This window comes from Afipia sp. OHSU_II-C1, from assembly GCF_000497575.1.
GTDB lineage: Bacteria > Pseudomonadota > Alphaproteobacteria > Rhizobiales > Xanthobacteraceae > Afipia.
In genome coordinates this window covers 106,953-132,793 of record NZ_APJI01000014.1, presented here as the reverse complement: position 1 = coordinate 132,793, position 25,841 = coordinate 106,953, and the positions used below count along the sequence as shown (strand labels likewise).

Sequence of the window (25,841 nt, the reverse complement as noted above, 5' to 3'; positions counted from 1 at the left end):
TCAGGTTCCAGGGGCTGTTGTATTTGGGCTACAGCGCCGATTTATGAAGTATTTGCAGGCGCATTCTGCGCAGGTTGAGACATTCGCTTCTCAGGATCGCGACGCCAGAATGACGCCCCCGATGGTGAACCCGAGCGCTGCAATCTGGGCGACACCGAGCGGCTCGCCAAGCGCTGCGGCCGACGCCAGCACACCGATGACCGGCACCAGCAGAGTCCCGATGGCGGCGACCGATGCCGGCAACCGCTGGAGCGCGGCAAACCAGCAGGCGTAGGCGACGCAGAACTGGACCACGATCGAATAGCCGAACAAGGTCCAGCCAAGGGATGACAGCGCCATGAAGTGCGGCTGTTCGAGCAGGAGACCCGCCAGCCCCACCGGCACACAGCCGATCAGGATCTGCCACACCGCCGACGTCAGGGGCGGCAAGCCGAGTGGCCAGCGCTTTCCGAACACCGTGCCCAGCGCGAACAGGAATGCACCGGCCAGCGCCAACACAATGCCAGGCAGCTTGACGTAACTTGCGGCAATGCCCCCGCCACCCATCAGTGCGATAAGTCCGGCGATTGCCATTGCCATGGCGACGACGCGCAATAGCGAAATCCGCTCGCCGAGAATCGGCCATGCCAGCGCCGAGGCCCAGACCGGCATTGTATAAGCCATAACCGCCGCTTCGCTGGCCGGCAGATAAACCAGCGCCAGACCCATCAGCGCCATCCATGCCGTGACGTTGAGCAATGACAGCAACACCAGACGCGGCCACATCGCGCGCGGCACGCTCAGCGGCTGACGAAACACCAGCGCCAGCAGTGCAAGCAGAGCAGCGCCGATAATTCCCGACAGTCCGCGCACCGACAGCGGCGGCAATTCCATCAACAGGTGTTTGGTGACGGGCCAGTTCAATCCCCAGCCAACGGATGTTGCGACCAGCAACAGGTAACCGATTGTCCGCGTCCGCCGTTGTGCGGCGACTCGTTCTTCCGGCGAGGCTTCAGTCAGCGCGTCGGGCGGTGTGCGGCTATCCACAGGTTTGGTCCTTCGACCAGTGTGGTGGTTTGCAAGTCCGCATCGTTCCCGCAGCTTGTTCTTTTGCGGACTTGCGAACCAAAACCACACTGGAATTATAAGTTTCCAGTGTCCTTTCGAATCCGAAGTTCGCTTTGGACCCGCTGCAAGGTCAGGCGAACTTCGGATTCGGGACACTGGTGTCCACACCATGTGGATGACGGGGAGAAAGACCACGCACGCGGCACGCGATCCACCCGAAATCCGCAAAATACGCGCATACCAAAGGCGCGATTTTGGAGGCCCGCGACAAACCTTGGAGGAACTCACAAAGCGGTGAGATTTCGTCTTCCGAATCCACAAGGACTCACCGATACTTCCCGCAATGCGAACCAACCCGGCGACGATCCATTCCGCTGGAAATCCGCATTTTCCACCATATTTAGTATTTGATTCAGGTTTCGACACTAATCCTTGACGTGCCGGATGGAGTCGGCCTAGCTTTGGGACTGTTCGGCGCGGGGGTTTTCAGTCCCGCCGGGCACCTCCCGAAAAGGGTCGAGAAGGCAGCTCCGTCAGACCGGTCGAGGTCACGGGACGTGGATTTGTCTGCTCTTTTTTCGGAGCCGGAGAGCCATCCGGGCGTAATGGCAAAACCGCGGCAAACCGCGGCGCAAAAGGCGAGTTTGGGGCGTTCGGGCAAGGCCGGTTTTGGGGACCGGATCGTGTCCGCCAGAGTTAACAGGCCGCGGCTTCGGACCCGAATACGGGACGACGTGAACGGCAAAAAACTGCGAACGAACCGGTTCGCAAATTGAAATCTCCGGCTTACCGTCAAGGGACGGGAGCGCCGGCAAAGGACGGGGCACTACCATGCGCATCGAACGCCGCTACACCAAAGCCGACCAGTCACCCTACGCCGCCATCGACTTCCGGCTGACGACGAGCGAGATCCGCAACCCCGACGGCTCGGTGGTGTTCCGCCTTGAGAACGTTGAAGTGCCGGAGTTCTGGTCGCAGGTCGCCTCCGACGTTCTGGCGCAAAAGTATTTCCGCAAAGCCGGCGTCGCCTCGCGCCTGAAGAAGGTCGAGGAAGAAACCGTCCCCTCGTGGCTGTGGCGTTCGGTGCCGGATACCGAAGCGCTCGCCCTGCTCCCCGAATCCGAGCGCATCGGCGGCGAGCATTCCGCCAAGCAGGTGTTCGACCGTCTCGCCGGCTGCTGGACCTACTGGGGCTGGAAGGGTTCGTACTTCTCGTCGGAAGAAGACGCACGCGCGTTCTACGACGAACTGCGCTTCATGCTTGCCAAGCAGATGGTCGCGCCGAACTCGCCGCAATGGTTCAACACCGGACTGCACTGGGCCTACGGCGTCGATGGTCCCGGCCAGGGCCACTACTATGTGGATTGGAAGACCGGCAAGCTGACCAAGTCCAAATCGTCCTACGAGCATCCGCAGCCGCACGCCTGCTTCATTCAGGGCGTGGACGACGATCTCGTCAACGAAGGCGGCATCATGGACCTGTGGGTCCGCGAAGCACGCCTGTTCAAGTACGGCTCCGGCACCGGCTCCAACTTCTCGCGCCTGCGCGGCGAAGGTGAAAAACTCTCCGGCGGCGGCCGCTCAAGCGGCCTGATGAGCTTCCTCAAGATCGGCGACCGCGCAGCGGGCGCGATCAAGTCCGGCGGCACCACGCGCCGCGCGGCCAAGATGGTCGTGGTCGACGCCGACCATCCGGACATCGAGACCTATATCGACTGGAAAGTGAAGGAGGAGCAGAAGGTCGCCGCGCTCGTCACCGGCTCCAAGATCAATCAGAAGCACCTCAAGGCCATCATGAAGGCCTGCGTGAACTGCGAAGGTTCAGGCGACGACTGCTTCGATCCCGAGAAGAACCCGGCGCTGCGCCGTGAGATCAAGTTCGCGCGCCGCGCACTGGTGCAGGACAATCTGATCAAGCGCGTGATGCAGTTCGCCAAGCAGGGCTACACCGACATCTCGTTCGACACCTACGACACCGACTGGGATAGCGAAGCGTATCTCACCGTCGCCGGCCAGAACTCCAACAACTCGGTTTCGCTGAAGGACGACTTCCTGCGTGCGGTGGAAACCGACGGCGACTGGAACCTGATCGGCCGCACCAACAAGAAGGTGACCAAGACGCTGAAGGCCCGCGACCTGTGGGAAAAGATCGGCTACGCCGCCTGGGCCTCCGCCGATCCGGGCCTGCACTACAACACCACCATGAACGACTGGCACACCTGCAAGGCCAGCGGCGACATCCGCGCGTCCAATCCGTGCTCGGAGTACATGTTCCTCGACGACACGGCGTGCAACCTCGCCTCCGCGAACCTCTTGACGTTCTACGACACGCAGACCCGCCGCTTCGACGTCGAAGCCTATGAGCACCTCTGCCGTCTCTGGACCGTCGTGCTCGAAATCTCCGTCATGATGGCGCAGTTCCCGTCGAAGGCGATCGCCGAACTCTCCTACGAGTTCCGCACGCTCGGCCTCGGCTACGCCAACATCGGCGGCCTGCTGATGACCATGGGTCTGTCCTATGACTCCAAGGAAGGCCGCGCGCTGTGCGGCGCCCTCACCGCCGTGATGACCGGCACCAGCTACGCCACCTCTGCCGAGATGGCGAAGGAGCTTGGTCCCTTCCCCGGCTACAAGAAGAACGCCGCGCACATGCTGCGCGTGATCCGCAACCATCGCCGCGCCGCCCATGGCGAAGCCTCCGGCTATGAAGCGCTGTCGGTCAATCCGGTGCCGCTCGATCACGCAAGCTGCCCGCAGGGCGACATCGTGACCCGCGCCAAGTTCGTCTGGGATCAGGCGCTTGAGCTCGGCCAGCAGCACGGCTACCGCAACGCGCAGACCACGGTGGTCGCGCCGACCGGCACCATCGGCCTTGTGATGGACTGCGACACCACGGGCATCGAGCCGGACTTCGCGCTGGTGAAATTCAAGAAGCTCGCCGGCGGCGGCTACTGGAAGATCATCAACCGCGCCGTGCCGGAAGCGCTGCGCGCCCTCGGCTATCCCGAGAACGAGATCGCCGAGATCGAAGCCTATGCCGTCGGCCACGGCTCGCTCGGCCAGGCGCCCGGCGTCAACCGCTCGACCCTGAAGGCCAAGGGCTTCACCGATGAAGCGCTGGACAAGGTCGAGAAGGCCCTGCCGACCGCGTTCGACATCAAGTTCGCGTTCAACAAGTGGACCTTCGGCGAAGACTTCCTGCGCAACGAACTCAAGCTCGATGCCGAAGCGATCAACGCGCCCGGCTTCGACCTGCTCGCCGCGCTCGGCTTCACCAAGCGCGAGATCGAAGCCGCCAACGTGCACATCTGCGGCGCGATGACGGTGGAAGGCGCGCCGCACCTGAAGGCCGAGCACTACGCGGTGTTCGATTGCGCCAACCCCTGCGGCAAGATCGGCAAGCGCTATCTCTCGGTGGAAAGCCACATCCGCATGATGGCGGCGTCGCAGCCCTTCATCTCGGGTGCGATTTCCAAGACCATCAACATGCCGAACGACGCCACGGTGGAGGATTGCAAATCCGCCTATCTCCTCTCGTGGAAGCTCGCGCTGAAAGCCAACGCGCTCTATCGCGACGGCTCGAAGCTCAGCCAGCCGCTGAACGCACAGCTCATCTCCGACGATGACGACGAGGACGATGCGGTCGAGTCGCTCTACGAGAAGCCGATGGCGGCCCGCACCGCCCAGGTCTCGGAGAAGATCGTCGAGAAGCTGGTCGAGCGCATCGTCGTGATGCGCGAGCGCGAGAAGATGCCGGATCGCCGCAAGGGCTACACCCAGAAGGCCGTGGTCGGCGGACACAAGGTCTATCTGCGCACCGGCGAATACGATGACGGGCGCCTCGGCGAAATCTTCATCGACATGCACAAGGAAGGCGCGGCGCTCCGCTCCTTCATCAACAACTTCGCCATCGCCGTCTCGCTCGGCCTCCAGTACGGCGTGCCGCTGGAAGAATATGTCGACGCCTTCACCTTCACCCGCTTCGAGCCTGCGGGCCCGGTGCAGGGCAACGACTCGATCAAGTTCGCGACCTCGATCCTCGACTACGTGTTCCGCGAACTGGCGGTGAGCTACATGTCGCGCTTCGATCTCGGACATGTCGATCCGAGCGACATGGGCTTCGATGCACTGGGCAAGGGCGTCGAGGAAGGCAAGGCGCCGGAAGCACACGGCGCGACCAAGTATCTGTCGAAGGGCCTCACCCGCTCGCGCACGGACAACCTGGTTGTGATGCGCGGCGGCGCGGCGGCGATCTCCGCCAACGACGACAGCGCACCCGCGGGCGGCGCGAAGGTGACGGCGCTCTCCGGCACGCATGTGGGCGACAGCCTTGAGGGCGCAGCCGCGCTCAAGGTGGCGGAGCCCGCGCGCGACCTCTCGCCGACCGAAAAGCTGGAAGCGCAGCAGTGGAGCAAAGCCGGTTCAGCCGCTCAGGCCGCACCGAGCAAGGCCGAGCGCCGCGCGGAAGCCAAGGCTCGCGGCTACGAAGGCGACATGTGCACCGAGTGCAGCAACTTCACGCTGGTTCGGAACGGGACCTGTATGAAGTGCGATACGTGCGGCAGCACGACGGGATGTTCGTGAGGACTTATCTAACTTACCAAAGGGCGGCCTACTGGCCGCCCTTTTTTTTATAATTGAACCGATATATTTTTAAGACTGGAGCGAAACTTTTCATGTCAGATCAATTGATGAAAGAAGCGTACGATCAAATAATACAATGGCTCCAAGAAAATAAGCTCCCGTGGGTAGCTCAGCAGATTGAAGACGAGGTCATTATCGGAAAACCAAAACACGGACGCATCACAACCCTTCCAAGCCCGCAAATTGAGCGAGGCGAGCGAATCCGCGAAACTAAAAAGGCTTCTATACCTGGCGAATTTCTGACGCGAGAAGACTATGCATCGTTAGAAAAACTAGAGATCGCCATCGGTGCAATGAATGCTGTAGTTGTAGGTGCAGTAAAAATTCAAGAGTCACTATTAAAAACTCTTGAGAACGGTTCTGTTAAACCACGCGTATTTTTCGCAGACCCGGACAAGACGACCGATGAGTATCATTTTCGAAGCGATGACCTAGCCCATAAAAAATTGGGCGCTGCAGAAATTGCAAAACTATTGATCCAATTGGAAGTTGAGGCCAAGCAATGACGCTCAACGCAAGTCTTTTGCACCAAATTCAAACAGCACTTTCGCACACGATTACTCCTAATGTTACAAGCGCTTCCAACGGGGACGATTTGTATGAGGCATATATCTGGTCAGTAGCGATCGAAGCAGCAAAGAATAAACAGGCGACCATAAACTTCAAAGACGTGTACGGGAATAATGTTTTAAGCGACTATTATTTTAGAACCTCGCCCAGCGAATTGTGGTGGAGTAAGCATCCATACTGCCACGCCGAAATAATCTTCCCAAACTGTCCAATTCTCGAAGCGCACACGGGCATATATGTTGCTGGAAGATCGGATGTTCGTCACGAATGTGACGTAGCCATAATTCACAAATCTGAAGCGGATATTTGCCGATCAAATCATGTATTGCCGCGCTCATCAAAAGTGCTACTCGCGGTGGAGTGCAAATTCTACGTTAATTCAAAACCCGGCTTAGGATTAGCTCGAAGCTTCTTAGGACTTCGCGAAGAAATACAAAGAGAAAACCGCTTCTTCATTGCTACCTCGCATTCAAGAAGTGTCGAAAAATTACTGGCAAAACACACACGGGATTATGATTTGAAGTTTACCCCTATATTCCCTCATAACGTCGATGTTATGCGTGGTATTTTCGAGTCTGTATTTGCAAAATTCAAAGGACAACACAGCTAGTATTTTACGACGATTTTTGACTAGCCCGCGTAGCCCGGATGGAGCGAAGCGAAATCCGGGGACGATCATATTCCGCAACCCTTATTGCGCTTCGCTCCATACGGGCTACAGGCCGTCGCGGTCGAGAGATTGCGTGCACTAACCGCTCGTCATTGCGAGCGCCAGCGAAGCAATCCACCCAGAATGCGCCGCAAGCAAAAGCTGGATTGCTTCGTCGCTGTCGCTCCTCGCAATGACGCGCTTAGCCTCCTTGCCTTACGCGCCATCCTCGCAATGACGATCTTTCACGACCTTGCCCCACACACACCCAATCCCCATCTACGGCGGACCCGAACACGCACGAGTCCCCCGCCTCCATGAAGAAAATCGGCTTTCTCTCCTTCGGCCACTGGTCGCCGTCGGCGCATTCACAGACACGCTCGACCGCTGACACGCTGCTGCAATCCATTGATCTCGCCGTCGCAGCCGAGGAGCTTGGCGCGGACGGCGCGTATTTCCGCGTGCATCATTTCGCGCGCCAGCTCGCCTCGCCCTTCCCGCTGCTGGCCGCCGTTGGCGCAAAGACCAGCACCATCGAGATCGGCACCGCCGTCATCGACATGCGCTACGAGAACCCGCTCTACATGGTCGAGGACGCGAGCGCCGCCGACCTCATCGCGGGCGGACGCCTGCAACTGGGGATCAGCCGCGGCTCGCCCGAGCAGGTCATCGATGGCTGGCGCTATTTCGGCTATCAGCCCAATGAGGGCGAGACCGACGCCGACATGGGCCGCCGCCACGGCGAGGTGTTTTACGACATGCTGCGCGGCAAGGGTTTCGCGCAGCCAAATCCGCGCCCGATGTTTCCCAACCCGCCTGGCCTCCTGCGGATCGAGCCGCATTCCGAAGGCCTGCGCGACCGCATCTGGTGGGGCGCGGCCTCGAACGCGACCGCGCAGTGGGCGGGCAAGCTCGGCATGAATCTTCAAAGCTCGACATTGAAGAAGAACGAGACCAACGAGCCGTTCCATGTGCAGCAGGCCAAGCAGATCCGGCTCTATCGCGAAGCCTACAAGGAAGCGGGCCACACCCGCACGCCGCGCGTGTCTGTCAGCCGCAGCATCTTCGCGCTGATGAACGATCGCGACCGCGACACTTTCGGAAACGGTGGCGATGCCGGCGACCAGATCGGCTTCATCGAGGCCGACATGCAGGCGATCTTCGGACGCGGCTATACGGCAGAGCCGGACAAGCTGATCGAACAGTTGAAGACGGACGAGGCCATTGCCGAGGCCGATACGCTGTTGCTGACGGTGCCCAATCAGCTCGGCGTCGATTACAATGCCCATGTCATTGAATCGATCCTGAAACATGTGGCCCCGGCGCTGGGCTGGCGCTGAACGGATACGACGTCATCCCCGCATTGCACTCGCTCCATGCGGGCTAAGATAAGTCCCGCGCAAACGCTTTCACCGCCTCCCGAACTTCCCTCCGCCGGCGGCAAGCCGTAACGTCCTTTCTCCGGCTTGCGCCAGATCAATTCGAGGAAGCGGGCACCGGTCTAGCCTCCGACTCCTGCGATGATCGCAGTGATCCGGAGGATGCCATGTCCACAGCCCTTCAAGCAGCCCTGTCGTGCGCAGCCATCTTCTTTCTCGCGTTCGCCGCGATCTGGGCATTCTGGTTCGTCGAACGGTTGCGGGGCGACTCCGCACCGAACATCGATAAACTCACCGGCGATATCGTGAAGCGCGGCAGATCGCGCGCCTGACATGGATGAAGCGAAGCGGAGTCCGGGGTCGCGCTCTCCCACGCAGATTCCGGATTGAGCTTCGCTTCGCGCCGTATCGTGCGGCCCTGCAGCAATTCCCGCACCGCACATAAACGTCCGCCGATACGTCAGCCCTGCTGCTGGAACGCCTCGGCGCTCCGCGTATTGTCATCTCCTGAGGCGAGCGGAGTGACGCGCATGCGGCTTCATCTCGGCGACGAGAAACATGAAACGCAGCTGTGTCTGGCGTTGGTGATCGCGATCATGATCCTGACGGGGTCCGCGATCCTGTACATGGGTACACACTATCAGGTGACAGCGCAGACCGTGAAGCGAACCCCGCTCGCCTCGCCGCTCTAACCGAGCGCCACGTCCCGTCGCGGCAGATGCCGGGTTCCGCTCGTCCCCGCGAAGGCGGGGACCCAGTTTTTAGATACTCCGGACGACATCACGATGAGAGATCAGCCCACAAATCACGCCATCCCGGATTGCCCGCTTCGATCAATCTCAGCTTCCAGCCGCGATTCCATTTCTTTAATTGCCGCTCTCGTATAAACGCTGATTCACGGCTCTCATGTACCTCGTACCAGACCAGCATCTTCACCTCATAGCGGGACGTGAAGCCCGGCACCGCGTTCGTCCGATGCTGCCAGATACGGCGCAGCAAATCGTCAGTCATGCCGACATAGAGCGTGCCGTTGCGCTGGCTCGCCAGCATATAAACGAAAAAGCTCATGCACTGTCGCCTCTGGATCCCCGCATTTGCGGGGATGAGCGGAGCGGGGAATTGCTCGCACTTTTTTACACCCTGTCGCATCACCCGCTTGATCTTCCCGCTTTTCCGCGCGCCTTTCCAATCCTTTCCGGCCTGTGTAGGATTCGCGGATAACAAAAGCCGCGGCTGGCTCACCGGCCAGACATCGCGGATATGGAAAGGAAACGCTGTATGAAGTCCCTCGTCCGCGCGCTAGGTGCGCTTGTCGTCATTACCGCCTCTGCCAGCAGCGCATCGGCCCAAACTCAAGGCTGGCCGAACCGGCCGATCCGCATGGTCGTGCCTTATACGCCGGGCGGCTACACCGACATGATGGCGCGCCTTGTCTCGGAGAAGGTCGCAGCCTCGCTCGGGCAGAGCATCGTGATCGAGAACAAGCCGGGCGCCAACGCCGCCATCGGCACCGACACCGTCGCCAAGGCCGCGCCCGACGGGTACACCTTCGGCACCGTGATCGCGGCGCATTCGGTCAATCCCTCGCTCAAGGCCAACCTGCCCTACAACACGGAAAAGGATTTCACCTACGTCTCGCTGATGAGCGTGGCGCCGCTGATCATTGTCGCGACGCCGTCGCTGCCCGCGAAGAACATGCAGGAGCTGATCGCGCTGGCGAAGGCGAAGCCCGGCCAGCTCAATTTCGCCTCCAGCGGCATCGGCTCCGCCGCGCACCTGACCATGGAAATGCTCAAGAGCCGTGAGGGCATCAATCTTCAGCATGTGCCTTACAAAGGTACCGCAGGCGCGCTGCAGGATCTGGTCGGCGGCCAGATCAACGTGATGTTCGATATCATCGGCCCCCTGATGGAGCAGGTGCGCGCGGGCAACGCGCGGGCGCTCGGCGTCGCGGCGAAGGAGCGCGTGCCGGCGGCGGGCGACACGCCGACGCTGATCGAGCAGGGCGTGAAGGATTTCACCTCCGGCACCTGGGCCGGCATCGTCGCGCCTGCGGGCGTGCCGAAGGAGATCGTGGACCGCATGTCCGCCGAGGCCAAGAAGGCCCTCGCCGATCCCGACCTGAGGAAGAAGCTCGAGCAGCAGGGCATCGTCGCCATGGGCACCTCGCCGGAGGAGTTCAAGGCGTTCGTCGGCGAAGAGATCGCGCGCTGGAAGCAGGTCATCACCGCAGCGGATATCAAGGCGGAATAAAGATAAGGCAAACAACGGAAAAGGGCGGCTGATGCTCGATCAGCCGCCCTTTACACGTTCTATATCTTAGCTTCGTTTAATCTCTTGCCGTACGGAGTCGCATCTCTTGCGGCACCACGCAAACAAGCGAGACTTACTGCGTTTCCAGCTTGAGCGTGCGCGCCATTGCGCTGAACTTCTCCTGCTCCTTGCGGAAGAACGCCTGCGCTTCATCGACGGTCATCGGCGGCATCTGCCGCGAACCCTGAATGTTCACCCGGTCCATATATTCCGGGCTCGCGACCCAGACATTCGCCGCGTCGTTCATGCGCTTGATGATCGGCTCCGGCGTGTTCGGCGGCGCGAACAGTGCCGACGAAATCGTGTATTCGAAATTCTTCAGGTTCCCTCCGCTCTCGCTGATGGTCGGCACATCCGGCAATTGCGGGCTGCGCTTGTCGCCTGCGACCGCGATGGCCTTCACCTTGCCTCCCTTGATCAGTTCGAGGACAGGACCGCCCAGCGGCGCAAACGTGAGATCGAGATGCTGGCCGGTAATGTCCGCCATGACCGGCGCGACGCCCTTGTACGGAACTTCGAGGAACTTCGCATTGGTCCGCACCTGGAAGTCGGCACCGACGATATGTGCGGTCGAGCCCCTGCCCCAGTGACCGAGCGTCAGCTCCTTGTTTCCGGGCTTCGTTGAATAGGCGATCAACTCGTCAAGCGACTTGAACGAATGCGCCGAACTGGACACGAGGATGAAATCCGACGTGCCGACCAGCCCCAGCAGCTTGAAGCTTTCCGGCTTGTATTTCGCAGACACGATCGTGAACGGCGCGGTCACAAGATCCGACACCGTCGTTCCGAGCAGCGTGTATCCATCGGCGGTGGCGTTGAGCACCGCCGTTGCGGCGATCGAACCGGCAGCGCCCGCGACGTTTTCCGTCACCATTGTCTGGCCGAGGTTACGCTCCAGAATCTGGTTCGCCGCGCGGATCGCCGCGTCGGCAGGTCCGCCCGCAGGGAAAGCGGTCTTGATCGTGACGGGGCGCGTCGGGAAGTTCTGCGCCATGGCCGCAAAGCTCAGGCAGACGGCAAACACTGCGAGCAGCAGACCGTTCGCGGAACGTCTGAAGGATTTAAGGTACATGTCAGCTATCCCTTGTTCGTGTCCTCGGGGTTCATGTTCTTAGAATCTTGCCTTCAACTTCGTATTTGAGAAAAAATCATCATCGCGCGTCGCATGACATCCAGCGCGGAAGCTGATCAGGAGCCGTGGAATGCCGGATTGCTGCTTCCCGGCGGCCGCTCCATCTCAAACATGCGATCCTGCGTCACTTCCACATAATCGCCACCCCGCCCTGCGCGCAGGATCGGGTTCGCAAGTGCCGTCTGATAGACGCCGTCCTTGATGAGCGCCTTGTCGATGTAGACCGCGACCACCTCGCCGAGAACGAGCCACCCTTCGACCGCTTCGCCCTTCCAGTTCTTGAATTTGACGATCTCGGTCACCTTGCATTCCATCGCGGCACGGCTTTCCAGCACGCGCGGCACCTTGACGTGACGGCTGGGCGCCGTGGTCAATCCGGCGACATCAAACTCGCTGACGCCATGCGGGACCGGCGCAGACGTCTTGTTCATTTGATCGCCCAGTTCTTTCGTCACCAGATTCCAGACGAACTCACCGGTGTCCGAGACGTTTTTGACGCTGTCCTTCCAGGAGATCGATGCAAAGCCAAGGATCGGCGGATCGTAATTGAACGCATTGAAAAAGCTGTAGGGCGCCAGATTGAGTTGTCCCTCACTGCTCAGGGACGAGATCCAGCCGATCGGGCGCGGCGCAATGATCGCGTTGAACGGATTGTGCCGCAGCCCGTGCCCCTGCGAGGGCTCGTAATAATGCATGTGATCGCTATCCACGATTGCCCCCGGATCATTCACTGAATGACAGCGGACCGCAGGCGGCCGCACGGGACATCGCAACCAGCATGGCTGGGCGAGCGTTCATATCGTTTCCTCCGTAGCCCTTATGATCCCATTCACAAGAGCCGTAAGCCGGCTCCGAGACAGGTTTATTATAGTTTGAACGCTACAGTTCTTTTTTGGAACGTGTCAAGCTCTCCCCGCACGTCGCATCGAGCGCATGACGGGATGACGTGTCTTTCTTCGCGGAAGCCGGCTGGAAAGCTGTCCCTTAGACGCTGTGCCTCGGCTGGGCGATCTCGCCGCGTGTCGTGGCGATGCCCATCTCGAAGCTGTCGGCGATACGGCGAGCACGGATGATGAAGGCTTCCGCGACGTCACCACCGAAAATTTCGCGCGCGGTCTGCTCGAACAGCATTAGCCAGCGATCGAAGTGTTCGCCCTTGAGCGGCAACACGAGATGCGGACGCATGGGGCGGCCGTTATAGCGGCCGGTCCGCAGCACCATCGACGACCAGAAATCGCTGATCTGCGCGATGTGATGATCCCAGTCCTTTACCGCCGCATTGAAGATCGGGCCGATGAGATCGTCCTCGCGCGCGCGGCCGTAGAACGTCGCGACAAGTTTCGCGATGTTCTCTTCGGTCAGCTCAGGATGGAAGGTGTGAATGACGGGATTGGCGGGTAAAGTCATATGCCCGATGTAAGCCGCTCCACGACCGGAGGCAACCGGTGCAACGCACACCTGCCGGTACGGAAGGGCTGCGCTACTTGCAGATCTTGTCGCGCCGCTTGTCCTGAAGCCGCCGTTCGCAATGGGTCGTGCAGTGCTTGCCCGATATCTTGGTGCAATAGGCGACGCACTTGTCGTAGTCGCAGCCCCACGCGTCAGCGGCGCGGGCGGTGTCCGGCACGGACGCGAAAATCATCACGATAACAGAAGCAACCAGCATTCTGACGAGCGACATGTCGACCTCCGCATCAAACCTGAGAACCGGATCAAGACTACACCAGATCGGCCCCGCACGAACTATCCAAACAGACAGCCGATACATCCACCAACCGCACTTTCCGTTTGACCGGCATTTGCTCCCGGCGGAGACTGATCCACTATTTCCTGCCGCGTGAGACCATTCATGCCCGATCCCGTGGAGAGCACACCGAGACCGAACCGCTCGTGGTGCCGAACGCTCGCGCTGTGTGCCGCAATGGCCGCCGCTGTAATTGTGACACTGTTCGCCGCCGGTGCACCCGCATCCGCACGCAGCAAATCCAATCAGATTCAATACGAATATGTGCCACCGAAAGACCCCGCGCATCAGGCCATTTACGACCAGATGAAGCAGGGCCGCGCCCTCGAGAACTTGCAGGAGTTGCTCAGTCCGCTCCGCCTGCCCTATCCGCTGAAACTCACGGTCGCGGGCTGCGACGGCGTCCCGAACGCCTGGTACAGCAACGAGGTGGTCAAGGTCTGTTACGAATTGCTGGCGGAGTTTCTGAAGCACGCATCGAAGCAGGAGCTTCCCATGGGAATTACCCGCGCCGATACCATTCTCGGCCCGGTTCTCGATGTCTTCCTGCATGAGACCGGCCATGCCGTCTATGACATGCTGCAGATCCCCATCCTTGGCCGTCAGGAAGACGCCGCCGATCAATTCGCCGCCTATGTCATGCTCCGGCTCGGCAAGGAGGAAGCGCGCAAGCTGATCCTCGGCGCGGCCTACGGGTACAATATCCAGATGCCGCAAGGCGTGCGGGTCACCATGGAGGTGGATGCATTCTCGAACGAACACTCTCTGCCCGCGCAGCGCGCCTATAACGTCCTGTGCATTGCTTACGGCGCTGACAGCAAGCTGTTTGCCGATGTGGTCGAACTGGAATTCCTGCCAAAGAAGCGTGCCGAGCTTTGTCCCTATGAATACGAGGACCTCACCTTCGCCATGACCAAGCTGATCGGTCCGCATATCGACAAGCGGCGTGCCGCAAAATTCCACGAGGTCTGGGCGCGAACCGTCACCGAGCGGCGCGCCCGTCTCGCACGACCATAAGACAACGACCGGACGACCGCGCCGCCACTCGCGCGCGAGAGAGAAAAATTTTCCGGGACAGATTTTCCGCCTCCGCTGTTTGAAACAGCCTTGCGGCACTTCAGCATTTGATCAGGATCAAGGGACGCGTATGGTTTGCCGTGCAAAAGCCGGTGAGCACCAAGGAGCCAAAGATGTCCGCATCTGAAATCGCAAACCGTCACTTCGCGGCAGCCATTGCCGAAGCCGCAGCGTCAGGACAGGACAGTGACGGGGTGTGCCGTGCGCTGCTGGGGCTGGTCGTCTCGAAATATCTGGAAACGCGCGGCGTGGCCGATGTCCAGTCGGAGTTGCGCTTTCTTGCCGACAACTGCGATCCGGACACCGACTTCGCCTTCATGCGTCCTTAAGGTGACGCGGCGGGTTTGGCCCGCCCTGACTCAGGCCTTTGCGTAGTTGTAGAAGCCTTGGCCGGTCTTGCGGCCAAGATGACCGGCGTCGACCATCTCCTTCAGCAGCGGCGCGGGCCGATACTTCGGATCGTTGAATCCGTTGTAGAACACCTCCATCACCGACAGCATGGTGTCGAGGCCGATCATGTCGGCCAGCGCCAACGGTCCGATCGGATGGTTGCAGCCGAGCTTCATGCCGGCGTCGATCTCTTCCGCAGACGCGATGCCTTCCGACAGCGCGAAGATCGCCTCGTTGATCATCGGGCACAGGATGCGGTTGACCGCGAAGCCCGGGCTGTTCTTCGCGGTGACCGCGACCTTGCCGACGCGCTGGGCGAAAGCGAGTGCCTTGGCGTGGGTGTCATCGGAGGTCTGGAGGCCGCGGATCAATTCGAGCAACTGCATCACCGGCACCGGATTGAAGAAGTGCATGCCGATGAAGCGATCCGGGCGATCGGTCGCTGCCGCCAGACGCGTCACCGAAATCGACGAAGTGTTGGTCGCGACCAGTGCACGCGGCTGCAGGTTGGCGCAGAGGTCCTTCAGGATCTTGATCTTGAGGTCTTCATTTTCGGTCGCGGCTTCGATCACCAGATCGCAGGACGACAGCTTGGACTTGTCGGTGGTGCCGTTGACCCGCTTGAGCACGGCGTCGCGGTCGGCCGCAGTCATCTTCTCCTTCTTGACGAGACGGTCGAGGCTGCCCCCGATGGTCGCGACGCCGCGCGATACGGCCGCGTCGGAAATGTCCACCATCACGACCTGGAGGCCCGCCGCCGCACAGATCTGCGCGATGCCATTGCCCATGGTGCCGGCGCCGATAATGCCAACCGTTTCAATCATATCTCGCGTCCTTTCAATGCTTCAATTCAAGGGCGCAGACCTCTCAGGAACCGTCTGCGCCGTCCATGGGCCGGGTATCTACTCTGCCCCGCCCGGCGGCGCTACAGCTAACATCCCGCAGGAACGCCCGCGCTTCCTGTGATTACGTCGGCAATGGCGTCCCCGCCTGCTCGGCCACCATGAATGCGGCGTACCACTCCGGCCAGTTGGCATCGTGCTGGCCGCCGGTGCGCTTCTCGTGTTCCCCATGCGCTATCGCCGCGCGGGTCAGTGCTGCCGCCAGTTCAGCTGATGATTTGAAGACCGTGTCCCCCGCCTCCACACGACCGGGCAGCCGCGTGGTGATTTCCTGAAACAGCCAGCCGTTGCCGTCCGGATCGTTGAACGAGGCATATGAGCCATAGCTGCTGCGATTTGGGGCCGGGCCGCTGACCCGGTGCCGCCCCGACAGGAAAGGCTCATCCGTGCCGGTGTGCCGCGCGCCGACGCCGTGAAACACCTCGCTGACCTTGACGCCCCGGCCAAGCAGGTCGTTGCGAGCAGCATCGATGTCGGAGACGATCAGATACAACCCCTGCGCGGAACCGGGAGCCGCCGCAGTGACATTCTTTCCGAAGATGACCGAGCACTCCGAGCCCGGCGGCGTGAACTGGATCACGCGCCAGTCGTCACCAGCGGCGAAGTCTGCGTCCAGCCTCCATCCCAATCCGCCGTAAAAGCTTTTGGCGCGATCGACGTCCGCCACGGGAATGACGACAACCTCCAGCTTCATGTCGGTGCTGCGCGTCTGGGGAGTGCTCATGTCCGGCTCCTTGGGTTTGGGTGCCTTGCGACCGAAGCATCGAGCCTACATGGCGGGCAGCCGCTCATGAACCCTCTTCCGCGGCCCCGCCCTGCATGGCCCCGAAAAATCAACCACAGACACCGGGCCGCCGGGAACCAAACCGCCAGCGAGCCGGTTTAACTTGTCATCCCGCCTGCGTTGGGGACAGCGGAGTTCCACAATGGACGATCAGGAAACCGTCATTGCGGCTGTTCAGGAGGCGCGTCGCATCCTTGGCCGCACCATTGGATCCAGCCCGCAGGATCGCGAGGCCACGATCAACGGTCTGCGATCCGTACTTGATGACGATCATGTCGTTCGTGCGCTGGAGCGGATCAGCCAGCGAAGCCGCAGGATGCCAAAGACCGTTGAAAGCCCTTGGAGTTAGTTGCCCGTATTGAGCACACAGGGAGGCCCCGATGGAGTCCACTCAGGCATTCAAGCATCTGCGCACGCTGATCAAGGCTGCATCTGAAACCGACGACCCGGTCCTGATCCACACGCAACTGACCATGATGACTGTCATCATCGACAAGGCTGCCCCGAAACGGAAGCCTTACGTGCCCTTGTGGCTGACGGGGCCTCGCTCCATCGAGCAAACATCCCAGGACGGCACCAGCGCGAAATGACACCGCGCGGCAGATCAATGCCGCTTGAAATATTGCACCTCCCGCTCGTGCTTTTCCGCGGCGGCGCGCGACCTGAATGTGCCAAGGTTGCGCCGCTTGCCGGTCTTCGGATCGGCCTTTCGTGAATAGAGCCTGTATTCGCCCGATTTCAGTTTGCGGATCATCGGACACACCTCTCGTGAGTGCGGCAATGGTCGCTAATGCGTGACGCGCGCTGTCGTTCCATACGTTCCGCGCCGCGGCTTACCCCGTGATACCGTTTCCCGTACAAGCGACGCATGACCAACGCTCTCCATTCTTCGTGTGACATCGCCACCGCGCAAATCCAGCCTTGCGGCGGCACTGCAGTCCGCCCCGGCCTTGTGATCGCAACCACCATCCTGGCGTCGAGCCTCGCCTTCATTGATGGCTCGGTGGTCAATGTCGGATTGCCTGCAATCGGCGCAGACTTCCACGCCGACGCCAGCCAGTTGCAGTGGGTGATCAACGCCTATCTCCTGCCGCTCAGCGCACTCCTGCTGCTCGGCGGCGCGGCGGGAGACCGTTATGGCCGCAGGCAACTCTTGATCGCTGGCGTCGCGCTGTTCGCGATTGCTTCGCTGGCCTGTGCGCTGGCGCCGACGCTGGGCTCCCTGCTCGCTGCACGCTTCGTCCAGGGCGCGAGTGCGGCAATGCTGATGCCGAACAGCCTCGCGATCCTCGGACAAACATTTTCCGGCGAAGCGAAAGGCCGCGCCATCGGCATCTGGGCCGCGACGGGTGCCGCAGCCGGGGCGATCGGTCCCGTGCTCGGCGGCTGGCTGATCGATATCGGAAGCTGGCGGTTCGCATTTCTGGTCAACCTGCCGCTGGCGGTCGCCGCCATCTGGCTCGCCTCCATCGCCGTGCCCGCCGACCGCGAAGAGTCGACGAATCCGCTCGACACCACGGGCGCTCTGCTCGCCACCCTCGGGCTCGGGCTGACCACCTGGGCCCTGACCGAAGGCTCCGCGCATGGCTGGTCGCTATTCGCCGTGGCGCTGATGGCGGCGGGGGGCGCATTCCTGATCGCGTTCCTGTGGGCGGAGCATCGCCGCGGCGACAGGGCGATGATGCCGCTGGTGTTGTTCGGCTCGCCGAGCTTCGTCGGCCTCACGTTGCTGACATTCCTGCTCTACGGCGCGCTCGGCGGCCTGTTCGTGCTGGTGCCGTTCGTGCTCATCACGGCGGGCGGCTACTCCGCAACGCAGGCCGGTGCGGCACTGCTGCCGTTGCCGCTGGTGATCGCCGTGGCCTCGCCGCTCGCTGGCGCATTCGCCGCCAAAACCGGACCGCGATGGCCGTTGATCATCGGGCCTCTTGTCGTCGCGTTGGGCTTTCTGCTCGCGATCCGGATCGGCGCGGCACAGAGCTACTGGCGCGATGTGCTGCCGGCGATGATTGTCATCGCGCTCGGCATGGCAGGTGCCGTCGCCCCCTTGACGACCGCTGTGCTGATGTCGGTGGACAAACACCATGTCGGCGCAGCGTCAGGATTGAACAGCGCGGTGGCACGCACCGGTGGCCTTGTCACAACCGCGCTGATCGGCGGAGTACTGGCTACGATGGGATCCTCCCTCCCCACCGCGTTCGGGATCGCGAGCGTTTGCGCCGCGGTGCTTTGTATCGGCGCATCACTCTCGGCGTTTCTACTGATCGCGCGCGATCCCAAGCCTTAGACTAGGACTCGTTCTGTCGGCACGGCTCGCGGAATGTCGGCTTCACTCCGAAAAAGACCGACATCGCAGCGAACGACATCGCCAGTCCACTGAAACTCTAGTTTGTATATTCCCAGAAATCGTCTGGAATAGAGCCTCCCATAGCGGTTCGCATGGCATCCCGGAAAAGTTTCGCTGCGGGCATCGGACGAAAAGCTATGGTGCGATCAACGATGAGTCCTTCGTCGTTTTCTTCGATAAGATCGAAACTTTCCAGCTCGTGACCCTGAATTTTTCCCTTCCATCTCAGTAAGGTTCTTCGGTCGTCCAACTTCCACTCACCTGTATAGGCACCTTCTCGTAGCGTGGTCGAGGTCGCGAAGATCTTTGCAAGAACCTCACGACCTTCAATGGTCCGTATCAACACCGGGCTGTGAAAAACAACATTCGCGGCGAGAATATTTTCGTAGTCAGCCACGGTGGCGTCGCCTGACTCACGAAGTTTTCGAATGATATGCATGGCGGATGACTCCTTCGATGGGTTAGATCCCGCGTCCGCGCCCTAATACGGCGGCGCTTTCTTCGCACGCTGGGTCTTGGCGGCCTCGACCCACCACATCAGGTCATCGGCGAAACGCGGAAACGATCTTGCGAGCGCCTCGCCGCCCGGCCCGGTCGGCTCTCCTGTCGCGGAGAGCGATTGCCCGATCGGTCCGACCGCGATGGTGCTCGATGTCACCACCATGCCCATCTCCGACAGAGTTCCGTGCCAGGCCAGCGCCGCACGCGCGCCGGAGAACCGCCCCGCCGAATAGCTGGCGATGGCCGCCGGCCGCCAGAACCATTCTTCCAGAAAGTGATCCGTGAGATTCTTCAGGCCCGGCTGAAGTCCCCAATTGTATTCGCCGGTGACAAACACGAAACCATCAGCCGCGATGATCTTCTGCGCCAGCTCTTCCATCGCCGCCGGTGCTTCGCCCTTCGGATATTCCTTGCGCATCCGGTCCAGCATCGGCAGGCCGACGGCCTTTGCGTCGATCAGTTCGACGTCCGCGCCGCGCTCGCGCAAGCCCTTCACGATAAAATCCGCAAGGCGAATGCCCATCCGGTCGGAACGGTAAGACCCGTAGAGAACGAGAATACGGTCGGTCATGGATCACGGGACTCCTGTTGCGTCAGGATCACCGTAACCCGGACCATACATGACGCAACCGGAAGTTTTCGAGATGCGTCAGCGCAAGAAAACCACAACGGCGATGACCGCGAAGGCCGCGATAATTCCCAGATGCGCAAGACTGCGCGCGGCGGTTTCCCTCGCTGATTTCATGTCGCCTCCCCAGGCTTGTTGAACCCATGAGTCATCGATGGCCGGTCAAGGCCTTGTTGATTCAGATTTTTACGCAAACACCCCGTGTCGCGCCGACGAGTCCCCACCCTGCGGCGTACAGGAAGCGTGGCGAGATAATGAGGCCAGAGTTTGTCGTGGCTGCATTCTAAGCGCTGCGTGTCATCATCACTGCTTGGTACATGCAGTCGGCCCGCGCTTGCCATGCCGCAGAATGGTGCCGGACTTGTTCATCGTCAGCGTGATGCCGCGCCCGGTGTAGCGCGCACCCGTCAGCGTAAACCGCTTCCTCAATGCGACGGCCTTGCCATCGAGTTGCAGATGGACCTGCTTCGGATCGTATTTCAGGAAGGCTGCCGTGAAGCTCGCGCCATCCGCGCAGGTGAAGCTCTGGAAGGTCTGTGCGGACAAGGGAGACGACTCCGCATCGACCAGAACGGCAAGCGCCGCAGCAAGACATACGACAAGCAGTTTCATGGTTCGCATCCCCGCTCCCTGTGGACAATGCCGACCGAACCACTCTAGCAGACCCACCTTTCCTGTGCATATCGCAACAGTTCCCGGGAGTTACCCCCTGCATGGCGGTAAACTGCGGCCGTCGCCGGTGCTTGCGATTTCGCAGGGGCCATCAGACGCGTATGTCCGCCGTCCTTCGGTCAGGAAGGAGAGTTCAGATGCTCGAAAACGTGCCGCTCCGGGATGCGAAACCGGCCGTGATCGTGTGCCCGGACTGCAGACGCCACCTCATGGAGGTGATGGACGTGCGCTGGGCGATGACCAAGCTCGAGTTCACCTATGCGTGTTCGGGCTGCGGCGCGGAGACCATCCGGGCGATCGCGGGCGACACCCCGGTGTTCGTCTCGCGAGCGTCGACGCATCTGCGCAGCCTGGAAATCTTCCGATTCAATCCGGAGCCTGCCGAGCGCACGCCACGTCCTCGCGCAACCGAAACTGCGATCAGCTCACACATCGCGCGAGAACAAAGAGCGGGCGAACGCTGACGCAACTCCGTCGCCGTCAGAAGCACAGGTTGGTGACGACCTTCCCCGACTTGTCCTTGAGCACATACGGACATTCCGCGCGCTTGAGCGCCGCCTTGGCGTCCTCGTTGCCGAGCGCTGCGGATTTCTCGTAGTAGGTTTTCGCTGCGCTGGAATCCTGCGGACCGCCGCGGCCTTCCTTCGCGAACGCACCCATCCGCTCCAGCGCGCCGGGGTGATCCTGCGCCGCCGCCTTCTCGAACAGGTTGCGCGCACCGGCGTCGTCCTTCGGACCGCCGACGCCATCCTGCAACATCAGTCCCAGTTGAAACTGCGCTTCCGCGTTGGTCTCCGCCGCCTTTGTCAGAAGACTGCGCGATCGTGCAGCGTCGGCGGGCGCTGGCGCGGCACCGCCCTTGCCCGACAGCGCGGCGAGATTGCTGACGCCGCGCGGATTGCCGCCCTGCGCCGCGCGCTCGAACAGCTTTGCTGCTGCGGCTTCGTCCTTCGCGATACCTGCGCCCGTCGCATAGGCGACGCCGAGTTCGACCATCGCCGACGTGCTGCCCTTGTCAGCGGCCTTGCGCCACGCGCCGATGGCTTCCGCGCCCTGGCGGTTCGCCGCATAGGCCCGCCCGAGCTGATACATCGCGCGCCGCGATCCGGACGCCTGCTTGCAGAACTTGATTGCGGTTGCGACATCGGCCGCCGCTACGCTGGGGACCCCTTTCACATCCGCAGGCTTGTCAGGGTCGGCGGGATCGGCGGCGAGCCGGTCGCACAGCACAAGATCGGCCGACTGCGCGTGCGCCGGCGCGTGATTGGCGGCGGCGATCAGCGCGAGCGCGGCGACGCTGAAAATATGTGCAATGGAAACTGCGGTCTGCTTCATCGGGAACCCGGATCACTTGATGATCTGTTATACCCCGACAACGGCCCGCACCGCTATGCCTTCAGCCAGTCCAATATCGGCGCATTGATCTCGCGCGGATAGGTGTGGGCGAGATCGTCGATCTCGCGATAGGTCACGTTCGCGCCCGCTGCGCTCAGGGCGCGCTGCGCCTGCCGCGCCACCTCGACCGGAAACATCCAGTCCAGCGCGCCGTGTACCAGATAGATCGGCAGCCCCTGCATGCGCTGCGGGTCGGCCATCGAAATCAGCATCGGATGGAATGTCGCGGACACCGGCGCAAGGTGCGTGAAGGGTGAGCCGCCATCGAGCGCGCTGACATAGCAGAACGTGCCGCCGTCGCTCATGCCTGTCAGCAGCCGCCGGTTGGGATCGACATTCCATTGCGCGCTGACCTGCTCCACGATGCGCGCGAGGTTCGGCGTATCGTTGTCGTCGCCCATCAGCGCCCACGTGCTGCCCAGCGAATTGCCTGCCGATGTCGGCGCGACAAGGATCGCACCGAAGCTGCGCGCGTCGCGCAGCCAGCTCCACAGGAAACCGCGGCCATGCCCGCTGCCGCCGTGCAGCGCGACCACAAGCGGCCACGCGCGATCAGGCGTGTAGGTTTCAGGCACGTAGAGCGAGAAGCCGCCGCGCGTGCGTGGCTCATTCTCAACATGAAAAACGCCAGTCTCATTCTCGCGGGGCGGCTGCATGGCGCGCGCCACCACATCAGAATCCGACCGCACCGACGGATCGAGAAAGAAACTGCTCACCGCAGGAATCATCGAAGCGAGCGGATAAAGCGCCTCCTGCGCACGCGGCAGATGACGCAGGGCCTTGAACACGGCGCGAATATCGCCGCCATCCAGCGCAGCACGCAACTCGGCAAACGCGGACAGGGCTTCGTCGCTCGCGGCGACAAGACGCTTGCCCACGTCGTCCGACGCATCGGACGGCTTGAAGTCGGAATAGGCCGCACGCAACGCCGCATCCGGCGTGCCGACCGCCTCCATCACTTCACCGAAGGCCTGGGGATCGAGGTGACGCGCGATAACGCCGAGCGTCTCGAGGCACGCGAACAATGGCGGCAGGATCGTTGCAGGGTCGGATGTCATCGTTCGAATTAGCCCCGGTCGTTGTTGAATTCGAACGTATCGCCCCCCAGAGGTGCTTGACCTTAAAATCCTTCGCAATGCACCTACGCAGACAAATCCATTCGCCGCAATTTTGCCATTATTTATCGTAAAACAATAAAAATATATCGAATCGAAAACAAATGGGACGTCCGCTATGGTATCAATCGCTTTATCCCCCAAGGAAAGTCATGACCACTTGCGGCGCATCGGGCGGATCGTATCGGTCGGATCCCTTGTCTGCGCAGCCGCAATCGTCATCGGCATTGCGACGGCCTGGTCGAACGATCAACTGATCCAACGCTGGATCGCCTGGCCCGGCCCGCTGGGCATCAAACCGATCACCGTCAACTTCAGCACCAGAGTTGTTGGCGCGCTCCTGAGCCTGATCGGCGCTGCGCCCTTCCTCTATGCACTGGTCCAATTGTCCCGACTCTTCTCGGCCTTCACCCAGGGCATTGTGTTCGAGATTGAAAACACGGCGCGTATCCGGAACATCGGGTTGGCATTGCTTGCACGCGTGGCGCTGTCCCCGATCATTCAAGTCCTCACCACCCTCGCTTTGACGATAAACAATCCGCCGAATGCCCGGATGATTGGGATCGAGCTTGAGGTAAACCAGTTTGCGACTGTGCTTGGAGGGCTCGCCCTCATCGCGTTCGCAAGCGTCATGCGGGAAGCCGTCCGCCTGTCCCGTGAAAACCGCGAATTCGTGTGACCGCAAATGCCAATTATCGTCAATCTCGATGTCATGCTTGCCAAACGCAAAATGCGTTCGCGAGAACTTGCCGCGCGCATTCATCTCACAGAGGCCAACGTGTCACTGCTCAAGTCGGGCAAGGTGCGTGGCATTCGCTTCGATACACTCGAGCGCATCTGTCTCGTGCTTGATTGCCAGCCCGGTGACATTCTTGAGTACTCGCCCCTGTCGGGCACGGAGTCTGCCGAGGCCATACCTGACGACATCCCGGTCACCGAGAAATCCTCACTGTAGAGGATACACCCTCTCCTTCTGAAGCAATCGATCGACAGTCCGGACTGTCATCCGACAACGGGTGACCGATTCCGCACGTCATCTCCACACCGGATTGCGCGGCGCCAATCTGAGCCGCCCCCTTGAAGAAACTACAAGAAAAGGAATATTTCGTGCGCCGCCGCTGTCAGTTCGCACTCGCTGTTGTTGTGCTTTCATCTATTCAGGCTGCCGGCGCACAAGCTCAGACGTCCTGCCGCTCGTTATTCTGTCCATCGTCCGACGCTCCTTCGCAGGGCTTCAACTGGACCGGATACTATGCGGGACTTCACGCTGGTTATACGCGCAACAGCGCGAAGGACTCGCCGCAGATCGACGGCGGCCATCTCGGCGGCCTTCAGGCCGGCTACAATCTTCAGATCGCCGGCAGTTCCTCACCGGCTGTGTTTGGCGTCGAACTCGAAGGGAGCTATCTCTGGCTGCAACGTTCCCGCCCTTCGCATATCAGCAAAACGATCGATCCGCTCTGGCTCGGTGCGGCAAAGCTGCGCTATGGCATGCCCATTGGCGGCTTCCTGCCGTTCGTGACCGGCGGCATCGCGATGATCTACCGGGAAAACACGAACAGCGGACTCGGCGGCAGCCAATGGCAAGCCGGTTATCTCGTCGGAGGCGGCATCGAGTATGCCATCACCAGCAATCTTTCGATCAAGGCCGAATACAACTACTTCCGCATGGGCAAAAGCCCGTCTTCCGATCGGCTCGAATTCCTGCAGACGCGGAGTCTTTCGTCGCAGGTCGCTAAGGCCGGCATGAACATTCGTTTTTAGTTACCTGGATTGGGACAACGATAATTTATTCTTCCTTCTCCGTCGTGAAGAACAGCGGATAGCCCTTGGCCTTCCCAAGCTCGGTCGCTTCCTTGGCCTTGGTCTCGGCGACATCGCGCGTATAGACCGCGATGACGCAGGCGCCCTTCTGATGCGCGGTGAGCATCACACGACTTGCCGTCTCCGCGCCCATACGGAACACCGCCTTGAGCACCGTGACGACGAATTCGCGCGGCGTGTAGTCGTCGTTGAGCAGGATCACCTTGTAGAGCGGCGGCCGCTCCAGCTTGATCCTGGTTTTGGTGGTGGTTTTCGGTTTGACAGTGACTGGGCTCATCAGGCGTCTCTCGGACCGATCTGTCTCGGACACATAGGCAGGCATTTGACTGGTATCGATCATCCGCGCCCCCATATTCGAGGGGTCGGGAACTTCGAGAGCCGCATGCCGCAGGTCGCATCAAGCGTGATTTCGCGCATCGATTATAACGCGCCGGCGCGCGAGCTTCACGTCACTTTCACGAGCGGACGGTCCTACAGCTATTTCGGCGTTCCCGGCGAGGTCTACTTTCAGTTCTGCCGGGCACCCTCGAAGGGTGACTTCTTCAACACCTTGATCCGAGACCGTTACGAATTCACCGAACATCGCGACGGCGGACGGCCTCAAGCTGGTTCAACAGACCTTGACTGACCGGTCTGCCGTGTCCTTTCGCTTCGACGATGCCGTGCTTTCGTCTCCCGAGCCAGTCCCTTAGTCTAAAATTGATACTGAAAGAGCTGCATCGCGGCAA

32 protein-coding genes are annotated in these 25,841 nt (G+C 60.9%); 17 read left to right on the top strand and 15 right to left on the bottom strand.

The window, feature by feature from the left end; genetic code table 11:
* Positions 1-90 precede the first annotated feature (90 nt).
* Positions 91-1,026 carry a DMT family transporter gene (locus I554_RS0116260; RefSeq protein WP_024577415.1) on the bottom strand — a complete coding sequence of 312 codons (936 nt, stop codon included), beginning with the start codon at positions 1,024-1,026 and terminating at the stop codon, positions 91-93.
* A gap of 852 nt (positions 1,027-1,878) precedes the next feature.
* On the opposite strand from I554_RS0116260, the gene I554_RS0116250 reads away from it, so the two are divergent.
* The 6 genes from I554_RS0116250 to I554_RS27325 all read left to right on the top strand — a co-directional run bounded on the left by I554_RS0116250 (position 1,879) and on the right by I554_RS27325 (position 8,981).
* A complete protein-coding gene (locus I554_RS0116250; RefSeq protein ID WP_024577417.1) occupies positions 1,879-5,631 on the top strand; it encodes a vitamin B12-dependent ribonucleotide reductase in 3,753 nt (1,250 codons plus the stop codon).
* A gap of 92 nt (positions 5,632-5,723) precedes the next feature.
* Positions 5,724-6,197 carry a hypothetical protein gene (locus I554_RS0116245; RefSeq protein ID WP_024577418.1) on the top strand — a complete coding sequence of 158 codons (474 nt, stop codon included), beginning with the start codon at positions 5,724-5,726 and terminating at the stop codon, positions 6,195-6,197.
* Complete coding sequence (locus I554_RS26925; protein WP_152527600.1) at positions 6,194-6,871, top strand: hypothetical protein; 678 nt, start codon at positions 6,194-6,196, stop codon at positions 6,869-6,871. Before I554_RS0116245 ends, I554_RS26925 begins: the two co-directional genes overlap by 4 nt.
* A 356-nt stretch (positions 6,872-7,227) precedes the next feature.
* Positions 7,228-8,250, top strand: coding sequence for an LLM class flavin-dependent oxidoreductase (locus I554_RS0116240; RefSeq protein ID WP_024577419.1), 1,023 nt, complete (start codon positions 7,228-7,230; stop codon positions 8,248-8,250).
* Positions 8,251-8,456: 206 nt separating this feature from the next.
* Positions 8,457-8,621 (top strand): hypothetical protein, encoded by a 165-nt coding sequence (locus I554_RS27330; protein ID WP_192817730.1) that lies wholly within the window; start codon positions 8,457-8,459, stop codon positions 8,619-8,621.
* A gap of 198 nt (positions 8,622-8,819) precedes the next feature.
* Positions 8,820-8,981 (top strand): hypothetical protein, encoded by a 162-nt coding sequence (locus I554_RS27325; protein WP_192817731.1) that lies wholly within the window; start codon positions 8,820-8,822, stop codon positions 8,979-8,981.
* A gap of 88 nt (positions 8,982-9,069) precedes the next feature.
* Here the strand turns inward: I554_RS27325 and I554_RS0116225 are convergent, their stop codons facing one another.
* The gene (locus tag I554_RS0116225; protein ID WP_024577420.1) at positions 9,070-9,357 is read right to left on the bottom strand and encodes a GIY-YIG nuclease family protein; all 288 of its coding nucleotides are present in this window, start codon (positions 9,355-9,357) and stop codon (positions 9,070-9,072) included.
* A 210-nt stretch (positions 9,358-9,567) separates the two neighbouring features.
* Between I554_RS0116225 and I554_RS0116220 the strand changes: the two genes are divergently transcribed.
* Positions 9,568-10,542, top strand: coding sequence for a tripartite tricarboxylate transporter substrate binding protein (locus tag I554_RS0116220; protein WP_024577421.1), 975 nt, complete (start codon positions 9,568-9,570; stop codon positions 10,540-10,542).
* 133 nt (positions 10,543-10,675) lie between these two features.
* On the opposite strand, the gene I554_RS0116215 is transcribed toward I554_RS0116220, so the two are convergent.
* The 4 genes from I554_RS0116215 to I554_RS0116200 all read right to left on the bottom strand — a co-directional run bounded on the left by I554_RS0116215 (position 10,676) and on the right by I554_RS0116200 (position 13,415).
* The gene (locus I554_RS0116215) at positions 10,676-11,674 is read right to left on the bottom strand and encodes a tripartite tricarboxylate transporter substrate binding protein (protein WP_024577422.1); all 999 of its coding nucleotides are present in this window, start codon (positions 11,672-11,674) and stop codon (positions 10,676-10,678) included.
* A 116-nt stretch (positions 11,675-11,790) separates the two neighbouring features.
* On the bottom strand, positions 11,791-12,429 hold the full coding sequence (locus tag I554_RS0116210) for a flavin reductase family protein (RefSeq protein ID WP_029659966.1): 639 nt from the start codon (positions 12,427-12,429) through the stop codon (positions 11,791-11,793).
* A 289-nt stretch (positions 12,430-12,718) separates the two neighbouring features.
* Complete coding sequence (locus tag I554_RS0116205) at positions 12,719-13,141, bottom strand: group III truncated hemoglobin (RefSeq protein WP_024577424.1); 423 nt, start codon at positions 13,139-13,141, stop codon at positions 12,719-12,721.
* A gap of 73 nt (positions 13,142-13,214) precedes the next feature.
* Positions 13,215-13,415: a hypothetical protein gene (locus tag I554_RS0116200; protein WP_024577425.1), complete on the bottom strand. Its 201-nt coding sequence runs from the start codon at positions 13,413-13,415 to the stop codon at positions 13,215-13,217.
* A 168-nt stretch (positions 13,416-13,583) separates the two neighbouring features.
* Here I554_RS0116200 and I554_RS0116195 point away from each other — a divergent pair, with 168 nt between their 5' ends.
* Positions 13,584-14,495, top strand: a complete 912-nt coding sequence (locus tag I554_RS0116195) for a DUF4344 domain-containing metallopeptidase (protein WP_029659583.1) — start codon at positions 13,584-13,586, stop codon at positions 14,493-14,495.
* Positions 14,496-14,668: 173 nt separating this feature from the next.
* A complete protein-coding gene (locus I554_RS0116190; protein WP_024577427.1) occupies positions 14,669-14,884 on the top strand; it encodes a hypothetical protein in 216 nt (71 codons plus the stop codon).
* Positions 14,885-14,914: 30 nt separating this feature from the next.
* On the opposite strand, the gene I554_RS0116185 is transcribed toward I554_RS0116190, so the two are convergent.
* Positions 14,915-15,769 carry a 3-hydroxybutyryl-CoA dehydrogenase gene (locus I554_RS0116185; protein ID WP_024577428.1) on the bottom strand — a complete coding sequence of 285 codons (855 nt, stop codon included), beginning with the start codon at positions 15,767-15,769 and terminating at the stop codon, positions 14,915-14,917.
* Between the two features lie 142 nt (positions 15,770-15,911).
* Positions 15,912-16,571, bottom strand: coding sequence for a VOC family protein (locus I554_RS0116180; RefSeq protein WP_024577429.1), 660 nt, complete (start codon positions 16,569-16,571; stop codon positions 15,912-15,914).
* A gap of 202 nt (positions 16,572-16,773) precedes the next feature.
* Between I554_RS0116180 and I554_RS0116175 the strand changes: the two genes are divergently transcribed.
* Entirely contained in the window at positions 16,774-16,980 is a 207-nt protein-coding gene (locus I554_RS0116175) for a hypothetical protein (RefSeq protein WP_024577430.1), read from the top strand.
* Between the two features lie 31 nt (positions 16,981-17,011).
* A complete protein-coding gene (locus I554_RS0116170; RefSeq protein ID WP_024577431.1) occupies positions 17,012-17,221 on the top strand; it encodes a hypothetical protein in 210 nt (69 codons plus the stop codon).
* Between the two features lie 14 nt (positions 17,222-17,235).
* Here the strand turns inward: I554_RS0116170 and I554_RS26920 are convergent, their stop codons facing one another.
* Positions 17,236-17,385, bottom strand: a complete 150-nt coding sequence (locus I554_RS26920; RefSeq protein ID WP_152527599.1) for a hypothetical protein — start codon at positions 17,383-17,385, stop codon at positions 17,236-17,238.
* A 114-nt stretch (positions 17,386-17,499) separates the two neighbouring features.
* Here I554_RS26920 and I554_RS0116160 point away from each other — a divergent pair, with 114 nt between their 5' ends.
* Positions 17,500-18,918 (top strand): MFS transporter, encoded by a 1,419-nt coding sequence (locus tag I554_RS0116160; RefSeq protein WP_024577432.1) that lies wholly within the window; start codon positions 17,500-17,502, stop codon positions 18,916-18,918.
* Between the two features lie 97 nt (positions 18,919-19,015).
* Here the strand turns inward: I554_RS0116160 and I554_RS0116155 are convergent, their stop codons facing one another.
* From I554_RS0116155 to I554_RS0116140, 3 genes are all read right to left on the bottom strand, one after another.
* Positions 19,016-19,417 carry a hypothetical protein gene (locus I554_RS0116155; RefSeq protein WP_024577433.1) on the bottom strand — a complete coding sequence of 134 codons (402 nt, stop codon included), beginning with the start codon at positions 19,415-19,417 and terminating at the stop codon, positions 19,016-19,018.
* Between the two features lie 42 nt (positions 19,418-19,459).
* Entirely contained in the window at positions 19,460-20,050 is a 591-nt protein-coding gene (locus tag I554_RS0116150) for an NAD(P)H-dependent oxidoreductase (protein WP_024577434.1), read from the bottom strand.
* Positions 20,051-20,410: 360 nt separating this feature from the next.
* The gene (locus I554_RS0116140) at positions 20,411-20,719 is read right to left on the bottom strand and encodes an MliC family protein (protein ID WP_024577435.1); all 309 of its coding nucleotides are present in this window, start codon (positions 20,717-20,719) and stop codon (positions 20,411-20,413) included.
* Positions 20,720-20,916: 197 nt separating this feature from the next.
* Between I554_RS0116140 and I554_RS0116135 the strand changes: the two genes are divergently transcribed.
* Positions 20,917-21,243, top strand: a complete 327-nt coding sequence (locus tag I554_RS0116135) for a hypothetical protein (RefSeq protein WP_024577436.1) — start codon at positions 20,917-20,919, stop codon at positions 21,241-21,243.
* 16 nt (positions 21,244-21,259) lie between these two features.
* Here I554_RS0116135 and I554_RS0116130 read toward each other — a convergent pair whose 3' ends face one another.
* Both I554_RS0116130 and I554_RS0116125 read right to left on the bottom strand, forming a co-directional pair.
* Complete coding sequence (locus tag I554_RS0116130) at positions 21,260-22,114, bottom strand: tetratricopeptide repeat protein (RefSeq protein WP_024577437.1); 855 nt, start codon at positions 22,112-22,114, stop codon at positions 21,260-21,262.
* Between the two features lie 53 nt (positions 22,115-22,167).
* Positions 22,168-23,232 carry a phospholipase gene (locus I554_RS0116125; RefSeq protein WP_024577438.1) on the bottom strand — a complete coding sequence of 355 codons (1,065 nt, stop codon included), beginning with the start codon at positions 23,230-23,232 and terminating at the stop codon, positions 22,168-22,170.
* Positions 23,233-23,407: 175 nt separating this feature from the next.
* On the opposite strand from I554_RS0116125, the gene I554_RS0116120 reads away from it, so the two are divergent.
* From I554_RS0116120 to I554_RS26030, 3 genes are all read left to right on the top strand, one after another.
* Positions 23,408-23,968 (top strand): DUF2975 domain-containing protein, encoded by a 561-nt coding sequence (locus tag I554_RS0116120; RefSeq protein WP_029659585.1) that lies wholly within the window; start codon positions 23,408-23,410, stop codon positions 23,966-23,968.
* 6 nt (positions 23,969-23,974) lie between these two features.
* On the top strand, positions 23,975-24,244 hold the full coding sequence (locus I554_RS0116115) for a helix-turn-helix transcriptional regulator (RefSeq protein WP_024577440.1): 270 nt from the start codon (positions 23,975-23,977) through the stop codon (positions 24,242-24,244).
* Between the two features lie 122 nt (positions 24,245-24,366).
* A complete protein-coding gene (locus tag I554_RS26030) occupies positions 24,367-25,053 on the top strand; it encodes an outer membrane protein (RefSeq protein ID WP_024577441.1) in 687 nt (228 codons plus the stop codon).
* Between the two features lie 25 nt (positions 25,054-25,078).
* Here I554_RS26030 and clpS read toward each other — a convergent pair whose 3' ends face one another.
* Positions 25,079-25,390 carry an ATP-dependent Clp protease adapter ClpS gene (gene clpS / locus I554_RS0116105; RefSeq protein WP_024577442.1) on the bottom strand — a complete coding sequence of 104 codons (312 nt, stop codon included), beginning with the start codon at positions 25,388-25,390 and terminating at the stop codon, positions 25,079-25,081.
* A 105-nt stretch (positions 25,391-25,495) separates the two neighbouring features.
* On the opposite strand from clpS, the gene I554_RS0116100 reads away from it, so the two are divergent.
* Positions 25,496-25,741 (top strand): KTSC domain-containing protein, encoded by a 246-nt coding sequence (locus tag I554_RS0116100; RefSeq protein ID WP_024577443.1) that lies wholly within the window; start codon positions 25,496-25,498, stop codon positions 25,739-25,741.
* The last annotated feature ends 100 nt before the right edge of the window (positions 25,742-25,841 follow it).

What these genes read in the sequence shown, in the direction of transcription:
- I554_RS0116250 (WP_024577417.1), top strand. Translation starts at nt 1,879, where the DNA reads ATGCGCATCGAACGCCGCTACACCAAAGCCGACCAGTCACCCTACGCC.
- I554_RS0116245 (WP_024577418.1), top strand. Translation starts at nt 5,724, where the DNA reads ATGTCAGATCAATTGATGAAAGAAGCGTACGATCAAATAATACAATGG.
- I554_RS26925 (WP_152527600.1), top strand. Translation starts at nt 6,194, where the DNA reads ATGACGCTCAACGCAAGTCTTTTGCACCAAATTCAAACAGCACTTTCG.
- I554_RS0116240 (WP_024577419.1), top strand. Translation starts at nt 7,228, where the DNA reads ATGAAGAAAATCGGCTTTCTCTCCTTCGGCCACTGGTCGCCGTCGGCG.
- I554_RS27330 (WP_192817730.1), top strand. Translation starts at nt 8,457, where the DNA reads ATGTCCACAGCCCTTCAAGCAGCCCTGTCGTGCGCAGCCATCTTCTTT.
- I554_RS27325 (WP_192817731.1), top strand. Translation starts at nt 8,820, where the DNA reads ATGCGGCTTCATCTCGGCGACGAGAAACATGAAACGCAGCTGTGTCTG.
- I554_RS0116225 (WP_024577420.1), bottom strand. Translation starts at nt 9,357, where the DNA reads ATGAGCTTTTTCGTTTATATGCTGGCGAGCCAGCGCAACGGCACGCTC.
- I554_RS0116220 (WP_024577421.1), top strand. Translation starts at nt 9,568, where the DNA reads ATGAAGTCCCTCGTCCGCGCGCTAGGTGCGCTTGTCGTCATTACCGCC.
- I554_RS0116215 (WP_024577422.1), bottom strand. Translation starts at nt 11,674, where the DNA reads ATGTACCTTAAATCCTTCAGACGTTCCGCGAACGGTCTGCTGCTCGCA.
- I554_RS0116210 (WP_029659966.1), bottom strand. Translation starts at nt 12,429, where the DNA reads ATGCATTATTACGAGCCCTCGCAGGGGCACGGGCTGCGGCACAATCCG.
- I554_RS0116205 (WP_024577424.1), bottom strand. Translation starts at nt 13,141, where the DNA reads ATGACTTTACCCGCCAATCCCGTCATTCACACCTTCCATCCTGAGCTG.
- I554_RS0116200 (WP_024577425.1), bottom strand. Translation starts at nt 13,415, where the DNA reads ATGTCGCTCGTCAGAATGCTGGTTGCTTCTGTTATCGTGATGATTTTC.
- I554_RS0116195 (WP_029659583.1), top strand. Translation starts at nt 13,584, where the DNA reads ATGCCCGATCCCGTGGAGAGCACACCGAGACCGAACCGCTCGTGGTGC.
- I554_RS0116190 (WP_024577427.1), top strand. Translation starts at nt 14,669, where the DNA reads ATGTCCGCATCTGAAATCGCAAACCGTCACTTCGCGGCAGCCATTGCC.
- I554_RS0116185 (WP_024577428.1), bottom strand. Translation starts at nt 15,769, where the DNA reads ATGATTGAAACGGTTGGCATTATCGGCGCCGGCACCATGGGCAATGGC.
- I554_RS0116180 (WP_024577429.1), bottom strand. Translation starts at nt 16,571, where the DNA reads ATGAGCACTCCCCAGACGCGCAGCACCGACATGAAGCTGGAGGTTGTC.
- I554_RS0116175 (WP_024577430.1), top strand. Translation starts at nt 16,774, where the DNA reads ATGGACGATCAGGAAACCGTCATTGCGGCTGTTCAGGAGGCGCGTCGC.
- I554_RS0116170 (WP_024577431.1), top strand. Translation starts at nt 17,012, where the DNA reads ATGGAGTCCACTCAGGCATTCAAGCATCTGCGCACGCTGATCAAGGCT.
- I554_RS26920 (WP_152527599.1), bottom strand. Translation starts at nt 17,385, where the DNA reads ATGATCCGCAAACTGAAATCGGGCGAATACAGGCTCTATTCACGAAAG.
- I554_RS0116160 (WP_024577432.1), top strand. Translation starts at nt 17,500, where the DNA reads ATGACCAACGCTCTCCATTCTTCGTGTGACATCGCCACCGCGCAAATC.
- I554_RS0116155 (WP_024577433.1), bottom strand. Translation starts at nt 19,417, where the DNA reads ATGCATATCATTCGAAAACTTCGTGAGTCAGGCGACGCCACCGTGGCT.
- I554_RS0116150 (WP_024577434.1), bottom strand. Translation starts at nt 20,050, where the DNA reads ATGACCGACCGTATTCTCGTTCTCTACGGGTCTTACCGTTCCGACCGG.
- I554_RS0116140 (WP_024577435.1), bottom strand. Translation starts at nt 20,719, where the DNA reads ATGAAACTGCTTGTCGTATGTCTTGCTGCGGCGCTTGCCGTTCTGGTC.
- I554_RS0116135 (WP_024577436.1), top strand. Translation starts at nt 20,917, where the DNA reads ATGCTCGAAAACGTGCCGCTCCGGGATGCGAAACCGGCCGTGATCGTG.
- I554_RS0116130 (WP_024577437.1), bottom strand. Translation starts at nt 22,114, where the DNA reads ATGAAGCAGACCGCAGTTTCCATTGCACATATTTTCAGCGTCGCCGCG.
- I554_RS0116125 (WP_024577438.1), bottom strand. Translation starts at nt 23,232, where the DNA reads ATGACATCCGACCCTGCAACGATCCTGCCGCCATTGTTCGCGTGCCTC.
- I554_RS0116120 (WP_029659585.1), top strand. Translation starts at nt 23,408, where the DNA reads ATGGTATCAATCGCTTTATCCCCCAAGGAAAGTCATGACCACTTGCGG.
- I554_RS0116115 (WP_024577440.1), top strand. Translation starts at nt 23,975, where the DNA reads ATGCCAATTATCGTCAATCTCGATGTCATGCTTGCCAAACGCAAAATG.
- clpS (WP_024577442.1), bottom strand. Translation starts at nt 25,390, where the DNA reads ATGAGCCCAGTCACTGTCAAACCGAAAACCACCACCAAAACCAGGATC.
- I554_RS0116100 (WP_024577443.1), top strand. Translation starts at nt 25,496, where the DNA reads ATGCCGCAGGTCGCATCAAGCGTGATTTCGCGCATCGATTATAACGCG.